Raw genomic sequence first — 13,544 nt, forward strand, 5'->3', positions numbered from 1 at the left:
TCAGGTGACGAGCGCAGCCACGACGAGCGCCAGGCCCGCGACGCCGGAAGCGGCCCCACCCCACGCCCACCGTCGCTGGAGCAGCAGCGAGTCCTCGCGCAGCGCATTGGGAGCGCGGGTGGAGAGGATGAACGCCTCGGCGGCCGGCGCGGCGATCGTCAGCGCGCCCTCGCGGTCGTGCACCTCGCCGTGGACGTAGAGCTCGGTGCCCGGGCGCAGCACCCACTCCTCGTGCACCACGGCGCCCTCGGGACCCCACGTCGTCGCCTCGGCCACCTTCTCGGGCTGCACGGCCACCGTGCCGCGCGGGTCGACGGCGATGTTGCCGGTCTCCTCGACCAGCACGAACGGCCGGTCCGAGGCCTCCTCCTCGAGTGTCCGCGAGCCGCCGTCGTGGCCGTAGGGCGTGCGGACCACCCGCCGCCACCAGACGCACTCGGTGCCCGTCTGCGGCGACCGCAGCGGGCCCTCCTCGGCCGGGTGCGCGTGCCCGACGACCGCGGCGGTCCGCGAGAACCCGCCGACCGTGCCGAGCTCGACGAGGGCCTCCCGCTCGACGGCGAGGTCCTCGACCGGGGACGCGGCCGCGCCGATCATGGCGTGACGCAGGTCGACCCGGCGGTTGGCCGCCACGACGGCAGCGGCGGCGAGGGCGATGAGGACGATGCCGAAGAGCAGCATGGGGACTCCCGAGGTCGTCCCTCCATGGTCCACGACGAGCGCTGGGGCCGCGGTGAAGCGAGGGCGTCACCCGGGTGCGGTGGAAGCGATCACCTGTCGGTGACGCCGGAGGAGCCGTCTACTCTGACCGGTGCCATGAGCACCGTCTTCGTCGTGACCGGGACCTCCTCGGGGGTGGGTCGCGCGCTCGCGCAGTTCCTCTCCCGCCACGGCGTCACCGTGATCGGCCTCGACCGGCGGGAGCCGCCGGACCGCGAGATCGCGCACGTGCGCTGCGACCTCACCGACCCGCGGTCGATCGACGCGGCCGTGGACCGGCTCGACGACCGGGTCGACGCCCTCGCGAACGTCGCCGGGGTGCCGGGGACCTCGCCCGCCGAGACGGTGCTCGCCGTGAACTTCCTCGGCATGCGGCACCTCACCGAGCGGTTGCTCCCCCTCATCCAGCGCGGTGGGTCGGTGGTCAACGTGTCCTCCGCCGAGGGTCGGCACTGGGTCGCCCACCTCGCCGAGCTGCGCCCGCTCCTCGCGACCACCTCGTTCGAGGACGGCCTGCGCTGGTGCCGTGAGCGTCGACCGGACCGCTCGGTCTACGAGGTCTCGAAGGAGGCCGTGCTCGCGTACACGACGGCCTCGTCCACGCTGACGTGGCCCGACGGCGTGCGGATGAACGGGGTCGCGCCGGGGCCGGTGCGCACGCCGCAGCTCCCCGAGGTCGAGCGCTCGTCGGATCCCCGACGGCTCGCCCGTCAGCGCACCGCCGCGGGCCGGGACGCCGAGGCCGACGAGATCGCCGCCGTCGTCGCCTTCCTGATGTCGAACGAGAGCCGGTGGGTCAACGGGCAGACGCTCGCCGCCGACGGCGGGGTCGCGGCGGCCACCACCTGGGCCGCGCTCCAGACGCGCTGAGCGGCGGACCAGCACGCGCGGATCCGGTGCCGGTGGCATCGGTTCTGCCAGGCCCTCGGCAGAGGCCGTCACCTCCGTGCCCCTGGCCCGTTGTGTCGCACAAAGGGATCGACCGGACGGGTGAGGTGGCCGGGTGCGGCACGGACGACGGATCACGACGGTGCTCGCCGGCGCGGCGCTCCTGCTCGGGACGGCCACCGGTGCCGCCTGGGCCGACCCGACGCCGCCGCCCGCCCCGCCGGCGCCGAGCGCGGTCACCGTGCCCGGCCCCGCGGTGCCGCTGCCGGCGCCGGTCGCCCTGCCCGACATGGCCGCCGCGCTCGGCGGCTCGATCCACCCCGGCGTGCAGCTGCGCACGGACGGCGCCCAGTGCACCGCGAACTTCGTGTTCACCGGCGGTGGCCGGACCTTCATCGGCCAGGCCGCGCACTGCTCGGGCACCGGCGCGGCGACCGAGACCGACGGCTGCACCTCGCAGTCCCTCCCACTGGGCACGCCGGTGGAGATCAGCGGCGCGACGAAGCCCGGGAAGCTCGTCTACAACTCCTGGCTCGCGATGCAGGGCGCGAAGGAGACCGATCCGGACGCCTGCGCGTACAACGACCTCGCCCTGGTCGAGATCGACCCGGCCGACGTCCCCGCCGTGTCGCCCGCCGTCCCGTTCTTCGGCGGGCCCACCGGCATCGACACCGACGGCCTCGCGCCCGGCGAGCGGGTCGCGAGCTACGGCAACTCCGAGCTGCGCGGGGGCGTGGCCGCCCTGTCGCCGAAGGTCGGTGCCGCCCTCGGCGACACGGGCAACGGCTGGAGCCACCCGGTCCTCACCCTCACCCCCGGGGTGCCCGGCGACTCCGGCAGCGGGTTCCTGTCCCCCGACGGCCGGGCCGTGGGTGTGCTCTCGACGCTGAACGCGCTGCCGGTGCCCGGCTCGAACGGGGTCGGCGACCTCGCGCGGATGCTCGCCTACGCGAAGGCCCACGGCGCGCCGGGCGACCTCGCGCTCGCCCTCGGCGGGCCGTTCCGCAGCCTCGGCCTCGTCTGACCGCACGACGACGGCCCGGCCACCTCGACGAGGTGACCGGGCCGCGGACGTCGTCGGGAACTACTTCTCGAAGGACGCGACGTCGATGACGAACCGGTAGCGGACGTCCGAGTCGACGACGCGGTCGTAGGCGGAGTTCACGTCGTCGACCGTGATGGTCTCGATCTCCGCGCCGATGTGGTGCTCGGCGCAGAAGTCGAGCATCGCCTGCGTGTCGCGGATGCCGCCGATCTTCGAGCCGGCGAGGCGACGACGCCCGTTGGCCAGCGAGAACGCGTGGATCGAGCCCGGGTTCGACGGGATGCCGACGTTGACCATCGACCCGTCGAGCGCGAGCAGGGCCACGTACTTCTCGAGATCGAGATCGGCCGACACCGTGTTCACGATCAGGTCGAACGTGCTGTCGAGCGTCTCGAAGGTCGACTCGTCCGAGGTCGCGTAGTAGTGGTCGGCCCCGAGGCGCTTGCCGTCCTCCTGCTTGGAGAGCGTCTGCGAGAGGACCGTGACCTCGGCGCCCAGCGCGTGCGCGATCTTGACGCCGACGTGGCCGAGGCCGCCCATACCGATGATGGCGACCTTCTTGCCGGGGCCGGCGCCCCAGTGGGTCAGCGGGGTGTAGAGCGTGATGCCCGCGCACAGCAGCGGCGCGGCGACGTCGAGCTCGATGCCCTCGGGGATGGTCAGGACGTAGTTCTCGTCGACGACGACCGACTGCGAGTAGCCCCCGAAGGTCTGCTCGCCGGAGTACTCGCGGCCGTTGTAGGTCTGCACCTCACCCCGGGTGCAGAACTGCTCCTCGCCCGCCTTGCAGTTGTCGCACTCGCGGCAGGAGTCGACGAAGCAGCCGACCCCGACGCGGTCGCCGACGGAGAAGTTCGTGACCTGGTCGCCGACGGCGGCGACGGTCCCGGCGATCTCGTGGCCCGGCACCATCGGGAACTCCGCGCCGCCCCACTCGTCGCGGGCCTGGTGGATGTCGGAGTGGCAGATCCCGGCGTAGGCGATGTCGATGACGACGTCGTGCGGCTTCGGGTCCCGGCGCTCGATGGTCGAGCGCTCGAGCGGCTTCGAGGCGCCTTCGGTGACCAGGGCGGAGACGGTGGTCGGCACGGTCCGATGACCTTCCTTCGGGGGTCCGGGGCCGAACCACGCGGGTCCGGCCGTTGTTCGTCACCGGGTTGTCCACGATTGAACGACCTGAACCGGAAGCGTTCGCCAGCTCACACGGCGCGATACCCGGCAGGAATGAGCCGCTCGGCGTAACGCGCACGGCTGATCGACACGACTCCGGGGTGACGATCAGTGAGCACCGGGGGGAGAACGACGATGGGGACGGTCGGGCGAGGACGCCTGCGACGGTGGACGGCGGTGGCGGCGCTCGCCGTGGCCGCCGTGGTGATGGCGGGGACCCAGGTGCTCACCGCGCCACCGGCCCGCGCCGCCGACCTCACGGCGGACACCGTGCGCCGCGACCTCGCGTTCGCGGAGGCCCGCCTCGCCGCGACCGCCTCCCGCACCGCGACGAACGCCTACCCGGTGCGCACCGGGACGAACGGGGCGTGGGTGAACGTCGGCGCCGGCGACTGGACCAGCGGCTTCTTCCCCGGTGCGCTGTGGCAGGCCTACGCGCACACCAAGGACCCGGTGTGGCAGCAGCGCGCCGAGGCCTGGCAGGCCGGCGTCGAGTCCAACAAGACCGACGACACCAGCCACGACGTCGGCTTCCAGATCTTCAACTCGTTCGGTCAGGACGCCGTACTCACCGGCGACCCGAACGCGAAGGCCGTCGTCCTGACCGCCGCGCGGACCCTGGCCTCGCGCTACAACGCCAAGGTCGGCGCGATCCGCTCCTGGGACGCCCGGACCGACACCTCGAAGTACCAGGTGATCATGGACAACATGATGAACCTGGAGCTGCTCTGGTGGGCGGCCCAGAACGGGGGCGACGCCTCCTGGGCCACGATCGCCACGACCCACGCGAAGACCACGGCCCGCGACTTCTTCCGCAGCGACGGCGGCAGCTGGCACGTCGTGAACTACAACCAGACCACCGGCGCGGTGATCAGCAAGTACACCCACCAGGGCTACAGCAACGACTCCACCTGGTCACGCGGCGAGGCGTGGGCCGTGCACGGCTTCACCATGGCCTACCGGTTCACCAAGGACGCGCAGTTCCTGACGACGGCCCGGACGGCCGCCGACTACTTCCTCTCGCGACTGCCCGCGGACAAGGTGCCCTACTGGGACTTCACCCTTCCCTCGACGACGGGTCAGCCGCGGGACTCGTCGGCGGCCGCGATCGCCGCGTCCGGGCTCGTCGAGCTCTCGACCCTCGAGCCGGACGCCACCCGCAAGCAGACCTACCTGGCGGGCGCCCGCGACATCATCGCGTCGCTCTCCACGTCGGCCTATCTCGCCGACGGGACGACGAACCAGGCGGTGCTGCTGCACGGCACGCAGAACAAGCCGTCGGGCAGCTACGACACCGGCATCATGTTCGGCGACTACTACTTCATGGAGGCGCTGCGCCGGTACGCGGCCGCCACCGGGATCGACCTGGGCACCGCGCCGCCCGCGACGACGACGCCGGCCCCGACGACGGTGCCGACGACCACCACCGCGCCCCCCGCCACCACGACGACGAAGCCGCCGACGACCACGACGACCGCCCCGGCCACCGACCCGGTGACGGCGTACTACCAGAAGCTGGGCGGGGCCTCGTCGTACCTGGGCGCGCCCAAGGCCGCGGTCTACACCGTCGCCGGCGGGCGGGCGCAGGACTACGCGGGCGGGTCGATCTACTGGTCCACCGCGACGGGGGCGCACGCGGTGCGCGGCGCGATCCTCACGCGGTACAAGGCGATCGGGGGACCGTCGAGTGCGATCGGCTTCCCGACGACCGACCAGTACGCCATCTCCGGCGGACAGCGCAGCGACTTCGCCAAGGGCACCATCATCTGGTACCAGGCGAACGGGCAGACCTACGTGTTCACGCGCTGACGCCCCGCCGCGAGGTCCACGTCAGGCATCCCGGCGGCGCCCGGGCGCTGCCTCACGTGGACCTCGCGGCGGACGCGGCGGGCCCCGTGAACACGAAAGCCCACCGGGCGGGACCGCCGGGTGGGCTGAGGTGGCCAGGGGCGGGGTCGAACCGCCGACCTATCGCTTTTCAGGCGATCGCTCGTACCAACTGAGCTACCTGGCCTCGTCGGCCAGGTCCACGAGCGACGCCAGCACGACCGTGCGACCCAGACGGGACTCGAACCCGCGACCTTCGCCGTGACAGGGCGACGCGCTAACCAACTGCGCCACTGGGCCTTGCTGATGAAACTGTACTGCGTACCCCCAACGGGATTCGAACCCGCGTTGCCGCCTTGAAAGGGCGGAGTCCTAGGCCACTGAACGATGGGGGCTCGGTGCGAGAACCTTACCCCCTCCGGTGGTGACCGGTCCGCTCCGTTGGGTGCGGTGTGAACTCTACGGGACGGGGTCGGACCCGCTCTCAGGCACCCCCGCCAACGGGTGTCCGACCGGCAACGACGCCATCCCGCCGGCCGCCTCCCAGCGCTCCGACCAGGCCGGGTCGGCCACGCACCCGAGCAGCAGCGCCCACGACGCGACGGCCCGTTCCCGCAGGTCGGTGGACCCGGTGACGGCCATGGAGACCACGCGGTGGCCGTGGCCGAGCGCGACGACGGTCCGCGCGAGATCGCGGGAGTCGACCGACGGCCGGAGCAGGCCCTGGTCCGCGGCGCGCCCGAGCAGGTCGATGAAGACGTCCTCCCAGTAGCGGTGGGGCCACGGGATGCGGTCGGGCCCGAGGGCGCCGTCGGCGATCACCCGCAGCCCGCCGATGCAGTACTCGTCGGCCTCGTAGATGTCCGCGAGTCCGATGGCCAGGTGGACCGCCGTCCGCAACGGGTCGTACCCGAGGCCCTCGAAGGCCGCCGTGATCTCGGGGAACCGTCGCTCCATGACCGCCGCCACCGCGTCGGCCATCGCCTCCTTGGAGGAGAAGTGGAAGTACAGGGCGCCCTTCGTGACGCCGCTGCGCTCCAGGATCTTCGACAGCGACGCCGCCTGGTAGCCCGCGGTCGCGAACTCGTGGGCGGCGGCGGCCAGGATCGTGTCGCGCGTGGCCTGGGCCCGCGCCTGCCGAGGGGCGGGGCGGGAGGGGGAGACCGGGGAGTCGACCATGACGGCACCACGCTAATCGGGTTCGGGCCGCCCCCGCGCGGCCGACGCGCCGAGCGCGGCGCGCCCGGCGGATCTCCCTCCGGTCAGCGGCGGACGGGCGGCGGCTCACCGGGTTCGCCGATGAGCCCGAGCATGTCGAGCAGATCGCGGCAGTCGTCCGAGTCGAGCGCGTTGCGGGCGACCGCCATGCGCGCGCGGTGCACCTGCTCCTCGCTGACCCGGTAGACGTCCGCGGCGGTCCGCTGGGCCGGCACCCCGGCCAGGGCTCCCGGTTCGGAGCCGCGTGGCGCGGGGACGGCCGTGGTCGGGGCCTCCGGATGCGGTCCGGCTGGCCGTCGTCGTGGACCCGGCGTCACGTTCATCCGTCTCCTGAGCACCCGTTCCCTCGTCCACCGCGAGGCAGGGCTGGACGCTACAGAGCAGGAGGGCCCCGTGCAGCCCTCTCTCAGGGTGACCCGGGGACTCCTCAGGAACGTGACGCAGCGTGGCGCCGTTGGTCACGTAGAGCGTCAGTCCACGAGCGCCTGGTAGACGAGCGACCTCATCTGGCTGCGGATCGGGTAGGCGCTCGAGGGCAGGAGCTGGGTGAGGAACAGCGCCGTGACCTCCTCGACCGGGTCGACCCAGAACGCGGTGCTCGCCGCACCACCCCAGGCCATCTCCCCTGCTGAGGCGAGGGTCCGGTACGCCGCCGGGTCGAGCACCACCGACACCCCGAGGCCGAACCCGACGCCGTGGAAGGGCATCTCGGCGAAGAGCGGACGGCCGACCTGCTCGAGGTCCTGTCCCCCGGGCAGGTGGTTGCGGCCCATGTAGGCCACGGTGCGCGACCCCAGGAGGCGGACCCCGTCGAGCTCCCCACCGCGAGCGAGCATCTGGGTGAAACGGTGGTAGTCGGCCGCGGTGGAGACCATGCCGCCACCGCCCGAGAGCCACGTCGGCGGCCGGAGGAAGCCCTCGCCCATCGCGTCGGACCGCACCCGGCGCCGTCCCGGTCCGAGCGCGTAGAGCGCGGCGGTGCGCGACGGGTCGTCCGAGGCGAAGCCCGTGGAGGTCATGCCGAGCGGGTCGAGGATCTCGGTCTGCAGGAAGGTGTCGAGGGACTGCCCGGAGACGACCTCGACGAGGCGGCCCAGGACGTCGGTGGCGTGGCTGTAGTTCCACTCGGTCCCGGGTGTGTGCACGAGCGGCATCGCGGCCCAGGCGTCGACGCAGGCGGCCAGGTCCATGCCGTCCGGGACGCCCCACTCGAACCCGCGCGCCCGGTACAGCTCGTCGACCGGGTGGGCGTGGTGGAACCCGTAGGTCAGCCCGGCGGTGTGGGTGAGCAGGTGCCAGACGCGGATCGGCTCGGGGCTCGGCATCGTCAGGGGCGCCGTCGCGCTGCCCTTGACGTAGACCTGCGGCTCGGCGAAGGCGGGCAGCCACCGGCTGATCGGGTCGGTCAGCTCGAGCTCGCCGCGCTCCCACAGCATGAGGGCGGCCACGGAGGTGATCGGCTTGGTCATCGAGTAGATCCGCCAGCGGGTGTCGGAGGCGACCGCCAGACCCGCCTCCTCGTCCGCCATCCCGTACTCCGACGCGTGCACCACCTGCCCACGCCGCGCGACGACGGTCTGCCAACCGGCGAGACGCCCGTCGTCGACGTAGCGCCGGAAGTGGTCGTCCACCCGGGCGAGGCGGGCGGGGTCGAAGCCGAGGGCGGCCGGGTCGGCCTCGACGCCGATCGTGCGACCCGGGGCGGTGTTCGTCGCTGCGGTGCTCACACCGGCCATCCTGCGCCCGTCGCTCAGCGCTCGCCCACGATCTCCGCGACCTCGTCCACGGCCTCGCGGGCCCACAGCCGGTCGCGCAGCCGCCGGGTGAGTCCCTCGGCGTGCGCCAGGGCCGCGAACTCGGCGACCTGGGCGGCGCAGGCGGCGCGGGCGGCCGCGCGCAACGCCTCGTAGCCCTCCAGGCCCGGCAGGATGCGGCCGTCGAACCGGTCGAAGGCGGCACCGAGCGCGTGCGCGTCGAGCAGCGCCTGGTTCTCGTCCTCGCCGGCGTGCGGCAGCAGGGGCTGCGCGGCCGCGCCGACGACGGTCAGCCGGTGCCGGGTCCAGCGCGGCAGCGGACGCTGGTGGGCGACGACCTGGTCGGGCTCGCGCACGGCCACCCCGGACACCGTGCGGCGGACGTCGGGGTCGAGGCGCGAGACCAGCCACTCCCGCTCGGCCGGCGGCAGGTCGGCGCGCGTCACGAACATGACCTCCGCGCCGCCGTTCGGCGACGGCATGCGCGTGACCTGCAGCGCCGGCGCCGACCAGACCTTGAGCTCCGGATGGGCGGGCTCGCCCGCGACGGCCGCCACGGTGCCGCGCCGGACCACGAACGTCGGGGAGAGCGCCCCGGCGCCCCCGTCGAGCAGCGCCCGCACCCGGCTGGACGCGCCGTCCGCGCCGACGAGGGCCTCGGCCCGCCACTCCGCACCGCCCTCGAGGGTGACCAGCGCGGCGTCCCCGATGTCCTCGACGCCGGTGAGGCGGCTGTCGTAGCGCACGGAGATCATCTCGTCGCGGGCGCACGCCTCGGCGAGGCACCGGCGCAGGTCCTGGCGCCCGACGATGAGCACCGGGTAGCCGAAGCGGGCCCGCACGTGCTCACCGAGCTCGACCTTGCGCAGCGGCTGGCCGGTCCCGGCGTCGGCGTGCGTGAGGCGCTGCAGCTCGAGGGTGCGCCCCTGCAGGGGGTCGAGCAGCCCGAGCCCGTGCAGCACGCGCGTGGCCGCCGGCCGCAGGAGCGTCGACCCGCGCAGGGCCGGGTCGTCCTCGATCGCCGGATCCGGCCCCCGGTCGAGCACCTGCACCGGGAAGCCCTGGTGGGCGAGGCAGAGCGCGGTCGCCAGCCCGTCGATCCCCGTCCCGAGGACCAGGAGCGGGACCTGCTCCATGGTGGGCCCCCGATTCGTCTCAGCCACGGACAGCATCGCCCGTTCGTCCCGGGAACATTATTCGGGGCATTCGAGTGACGCCATGCTTCGCCCGTTCGAGTGGACAGGCATCCGTGCGTCAGGCTACCGGCGCGTCAACTGATCCTTTCGAGGGATGGATCTTCGCGGGGCGGGCCTCGAGCACTGCCGCGAGTGCCACCGCCAGTGCGGCGAGGGCGCTGCCGAGCATCCACCCGGCGAGGACGTCGGTGGTCCAGTGCACCCCGAGGTAGGCGCGGCTGACCCCGATGAGCAGGACGATCAGGGCTCCGACCAGCGGGATCGCGATGCGCACAACCGAGTTGTCGCGGCCGGCCTCGCGCAGCAGGAGGAGCACCGCGAGGACCGTCAGGCCGATCCCGAGGGCGGACATGAGGGCGTGGCCGGACGGCAGGGACGCGGAGGTCTCGACGGCCAGCCGGGCCTCGACGGGCGGCCGGGCCCGCTCGACCGCGGTCTTCAGGAGTCGGATCGTGAGAGATCCCACAGCCACCGCGCCGACCCACACGAGGGCCCGCGCACGCCGTCCCCGCAGCGCCAGGACGAGCGCGGCGAGCACGGCCAGGCCCCCGGTGAAGAAGGTCCCGCCGAACAGCGAGGCGGCCTCCGCGAGGTCGGTGCGCCCCGTGGTGCGGTGGGCCACCATCCACGCCAGGACGGGCGCGTCGGTGTCCGCGAGGGTCTCGTCCCGCGCCACCAGCGCGAACACCGCGGCGGACAGCCCGACGAGCACGCCCGCCACGACGAGACAGACCGGCACCGGACGCGGGGTGCGCCGCCGGGCCCATCCCGTCCCGACCAGGAGCACCACCGCCGCCACCGCGAGGCCGACCGCCACCGTCACCGTCGTCGACTCCCGCCGCTCCAGGGTCTCCCGACCCGCCGTCAGGAGTGCCTGTACCCCGTTCCGGGGGACGACGCGCGCGCCGATGAGCGCGTCCCACGCTCGTGCGACGGGCAGACTCGGCCCGGACGGGTCGACTGGCTGGAGGTGGCGGTGCTGGTCGTCGGGCTCGTCGCCGCCCTCGTCGCCGCGGGGGCGAACGCGGGCGCCGCCCTGCTCGAGGCGCTCGCGACGCGGCGGGCGACCCGGGCGGTCGGCGTGATCACCAGCCCCGTCTACCTGGCCGGCCTGCTGCTGGACATCGTCGGCTGGCTCCTGACCGTGCTCGCCCTGCGGTACATGCCGATCGTCGCGGTGCAGGCGATCGTCGCGGGCCAGGTGGTGATCACGGTGATCGCCTCGCACTGGGTCTTCGACACGCCGCTGCGACGGATCGACCTGTACGCGGCGGCCGCGAACGTGGTCGGGCTGGGGCTGCTGGTGGGCAGCGCGCGCACCGGGGAACTGCCGCACACGGGTCTCGCCGGGACGATCGCGCTGCTGGTGGTGCTGGTCGTGCTGGCGGTCGGGGGCATCACGCTCGCGGTCCGCAGCCGACGGGCGGTGCCGACCGCGTTCGTCGCGGGGCTCGCCTTCGGCGGCACGGCCGTCGCCGTGCGCCTGATCGACCTCGACGGCCCGGTCGGGGAGATCGCCCGCGCGCTGCTGCTCGACCCCGTGGCCTGGGCGATGCTGGGCTTCGCCGCCCTCGGGCTCGCGCTCTACACGGTGGCGCTCGCGCGCGGATCGGTCGGGCCGGTCGTGGCGGTGCTCGCCGTGACCGAGACCCTCGCTCCCGGTCTGCTCGGCCTCGCCCTGCTCGGCGACGGCATCCGCGAGGGGTGGGCCCCGGGGTTCGTGCTCGGACTGCTGCTGGCCCTCGGCGGCGTCGTCGTCCTCGCGCGCTCGCCGGCGCAGGCGTCGCTCGCGGGCGACGACGGCGTGGCGCGGCCGCCGCTCAAGCGGGCGTGAGTACCCCCGTCCCGGGTGGCAGCGAAGCGTCGTTGCTGCCACTGGCTGACAGCAACGACGCTTCGCTGCCGAGGGGGTAGGAGGGGACTCAGCGCACCGTGCGCACCACGTGGTCCTCGGCGGCCGGCCCGAGCACCACGTCGTAGGCGCTCGCGTGCTCGCTGACCGCGACCCGGCCGACGTCCGGCGCGCGGCCCTGCGCCCGCACCACGAGCTGGTAGGACCCGGGCCGCGGCGGGACCAGCCGGAACGCGCCGTGCGGGTCGCCGTCGGCGCGGGCGGCCTGGTGGCCGGTCTCGTCGACGAGCGTGAGGACCGCCCCCGGCACCGGCTCGCCGTCCTCGGACCGGACCACCGTCCCGACGACCGCGGGCCCCAACTCCTCGACGGGGTCGTCGGCGGAGGTGACCTCCGTCGGCTCCGGCCCCGACCGGTCGTCGCCGGGAACGGGGGTACGACGACGCGAGAAGCGCCCGGCGACGAGGTCCGCGATCCCGACCAGCAGTGCCAGCACGACCAGCCCGACCGTGATGACGAGGCCGCGGCTGATCGAGGTGGCCCAGTCGCCGCGGCTGGACGCGAGCGTGGAGAAGAACACCGCGCCGACCGCCGAGATGCCGATCGCCGACCCGATCCGCTGCCCGGTCTGCAGCACGCCGGCGGCGGTGCCGCCCTCGCGGGCCGGGACCTCCTCGAGCGCGAGGGTCTGGTTGGGCGCGATGACGAGGCCGCCGCCGATGCCCGCGACGAGCAGCGGCAGCGCGATGGCCCAGCCGACGCTCGACGGGTTCATCCGCAGCACGACGTCGGTGGCGATCAGCCCGACCACCACCGTCAGGAGGCCACCCACGATCAGCGGCTTGCCGAGCCGGGAGATGAGCCGCCCGCCGATCGCGGAGGACACGGCGGAGCCCACCGCGAACGGCGTGAGCGCGAGGCCCGCCTCCAGCGGGCTGAACTGCCGACCCTGCTGCAGGAACAGCGTGAGCACGAAGAAGATCGAGGTGAAGCCCGCGAAGTAGAGCAGCCCGAGCGTGGTGCCCAGGGCGTAGCTGCGGGTGCGCAGGAGGCCGAAGTTGACCAGCGGGTGCCCGTGCGTCCGCTTCGCCCGGCGTTCCCACGCGACGAAGAGCAGCCCGAGCAGCACCGCGACGCCCACGAGCCACCAGGGGGCGCCGGCGAAGTCCTGCTCGGAGAGCACGAGCGGGAGCATCAGCGCGACGACCGCGCCGCCGAGCAGCAGCGCGCCGACGAGGTCCAGCGGTCGGCGTTCGCCGGTCGGGGCCTCGTCACGCGGCAGCCAGCGCAGCCCGAGCAGCAGCGCGACGATGCCGATGGGCACGTTGACGTAGAACACCCAGCGCCAGCCCTCGGCCTCCCCCACCCACTGGAGCAGCAGGCCGCCGGAGAGGGGGCCGACGGCGGTGGAGACCCCGATGACGGCGCCGAACAGCCCGAACGCGCGGCCGCGCTCCCGGCCCGAGAACAGCTGCTGGATCACCCCGATGACCTGCGGGTTGAGCATGCCGCCGGCCGCGCCCTGCAGGAGGCGGGCGATCACGAGCATCCTCGGGTCGACCGAGAAGCCGGCCACGGCGCTGGTGATCGTGAAGAGCGCGAGCGCGATGAGGAACATCTTCTTGCGCCCGCGGTCGTCGCCGAGCCGGCCCGAGGACACGAGCACGAGCCCGAAGGTCAGGGCGTAGCCGGAGACGACCCAGGACAGCTCCGCCGCCGACGCGCCGAGTCCGCGCTGCATGGACGGGAGGGCGACGTTGACGATGCTGACGTCGAGCAGCGTCATGAACCCGGCCACCAGGCACACCACGAGGGCGCGCCAGCGGCGGGGATCGGGTGCTGCCTGGCCGGGAGAGCTCACGACGGTCAGGATG

12 protein-coding genes and 3 tRNA genes are annotated in these 13,544 nt (G+C 73.7%); 4 read left to right on the top strand and 11 right to left on the bottom strand.

Going from position 1 to position 13,544, the window contains the following annotated elements; translation table 11 throughout:
- Positions 1 to 681: a GIDE domain-containing protein gene (locus ACQPYX_RS28240; protein WP_433800579.1), complete on the bottom strand. Its 681-nt coding sequence runs from the start codon at positions 679 to 681 to the stop codon at positions 1 to 3.
- A 135-nt stretch (positions 682 to 816) separates the two neighbouring features.
- Between ACQPYX_RS28240 and ACQPYX_RS28245 the strand changes: the two genes are divergently transcribed.
- A complete protein-coding gene (locus ACQPYX_RS28245; RefSeq protein ID WP_433800580.1) occupies positions 817 to 1,590 on the top strand; it encodes a coniferyl-alcohol dehydrogenase in 774 nt (257 codons plus the stop codon).
- 133 nt (positions 1,591 to 1,723) lie between these two features.
- Positions 1,724 to 2,632: a serine protease gene (locus ACQPYX_RS28250; RefSeq protein WP_433800581.1), complete on the top strand. Its 909-nt coding sequence runs from the start codon at positions 1,724 to 1,726 to the stop codon at positions 2,630 to 2,632.
- A 60-nt stretch (positions 2,633 to 2,692) separates the two neighbouring features.
- On the opposite strand, the gene ACQPYX_RS28255 is transcribed toward ACQPYX_RS28250, so the two are convergent.
- The gene (locus ACQPYX_RS28255; RefSeq protein WP_433800582.1) at positions 2,693 to 3,742 is read right to left on the bottom strand and encodes an NAD(P)-dependent alcohol dehydrogenase; all 1,050 of its coding nucleotides are present in this window, start codon (positions 3,740 to 3,742) and stop codon (positions 2,693 to 2,695) included.
- Between the two features lie 216 nt (positions 3,743 to 3,958).
- Here ACQPYX_RS28255 and ACQPYX_RS28260 point away from each other — a divergent pair, with 216 nt between their 5' ends.
- The gene (locus ACQPYX_RS28260) at positions 3,959 to 5,632 is read left to right on the top strand and encodes an LGFP repeat-containing protein (protein ID WP_433800583.1); all 1,674 of its coding nucleotides are present in this window, start codon (positions 3,959 to 3,961) and stop codon (positions 5,630 to 5,632) included.
- A 131-nt stretch (positions 5,633 to 5,763) separates the two neighbouring features.
- On the opposite strand, the gene ACQPYX_RS28265 is transcribed toward ACQPYX_RS28260, so the two are convergent.
- From ACQPYX_RS28265 to ACQPYX_RS28300, 8 genes are all read right to left on the bottom strand, one after another.
- Positions 5,764 to 5,837, bottom strand: a tRNA-Phe gene (locus ACQPYX_RS28265).
- A gap of 39 nt (positions 5,838 to 5,876) precedes the next feature.
- Positions 5,877 to 5,950, bottom strand: a tRNA-Asp gene (locus ACQPYX_RS28270).
- Between the two features lie 22 nt (positions 5,951 to 5,972).
- Positions 5,973 to 6,045 (bottom strand) — tRNA-Glu (locus ACQPYX_RS28275).
- 64 nt (positions 6,046 to 6,109) lie between these two features.
- A complete protein-coding gene (locus ACQPYX_RS28280; protein ID WP_433800584.1) occupies positions 6,110 to 6,829 on the bottom strand; it encodes a ScbR family autoregulator-binding transcription factor in 720 nt (239 codons plus the stop codon).
- Between the two features lie 83 nt (positions 6,830 to 6,912).
- A complete protein-coding gene (locus ACQPYX_RS28285; RefSeq protein ID WP_308286094.1) occupies positions 6,913 to 7,083 on the bottom strand; it encodes a hypothetical protein in 171 nt (56 codons plus the stop codon).
- Positions 7,084 to 7,338: 255 nt separating this feature from the next.
- Positions 7,339 to 8,595, bottom strand: a complete 1,257-nt coding sequence (locus ACQPYX_RS28290; protein ID WP_433800585.1) for a serine hydrolase domain-containing protein — start codon at positions 8,593 to 8,595, stop codon at positions 7,339 to 7,341.
- A 23-nt stretch (positions 8,596 to 8,618) separates the two neighbouring features.
- Positions 8,619 to 9,785, bottom strand: a complete 1,167-nt coding sequence (locus ACQPYX_RS28295) for an FAD-dependent monooxygenase (protein ID WP_433800586.1) — start codon at positions 9,783 to 9,785, stop codon at positions 8,619 to 8,621.
- Between the two features lie 91 nt (positions 9,786 to 9,876).
- On the bottom strand, positions 9,877 to 10,641 hold the full coding sequence (locus tag ACQPYX_RS28300) for a phosphatase PAP2 family protein (RefSeq protein ID WP_433800587.1): 765 nt from the start codon (positions 10,639 to 10,641) through the stop codon (positions 9,877 to 9,879).
- Positions 10,642 to 10,788: 147 nt separating this feature from the next.
- Between ACQPYX_RS28300 and ACQPYX_RS28305 the strand changes: the two genes are divergently transcribed.
- Positions 10,789 to 11,652 carry a hypothetical protein gene (locus tag ACQPYX_RS28305; protein WP_433800588.1) on the top strand — a complete coding sequence of 288 codons (864 nt, stop codon included), beginning with the start codon at positions 10,789 to 10,791 and terminating at the stop codon, positions 11,650 to 11,652.
- An 88-nt stretch (positions 11,653 to 11,740) separates the two neighbouring features.
- Here the strand turns inward: ACQPYX_RS28305 and ACQPYX_RS28310 are convergent, their stop codons facing one another.
- Complete coding sequence (locus ACQPYX_RS28310) at positions 11,741 to 13,531, bottom strand: MFS transporter (protein ID WP_433800589.1); 1,791 nt, start codon at positions 13,529 to 13,531, stop codon at positions 11,741 to 11,743.
- Positions 13,532 to 13,544: the final 13 nt, after the last annotated feature.

The organism is Actinomycetospora sp. CA-084318 (assembly GCF_050955885.1).
Lineage (GTDB): Bacteria > Actinomycetota > Actinomycetes > Mycobacteriales > Pseudonocardiaceae > Actinomycetospora.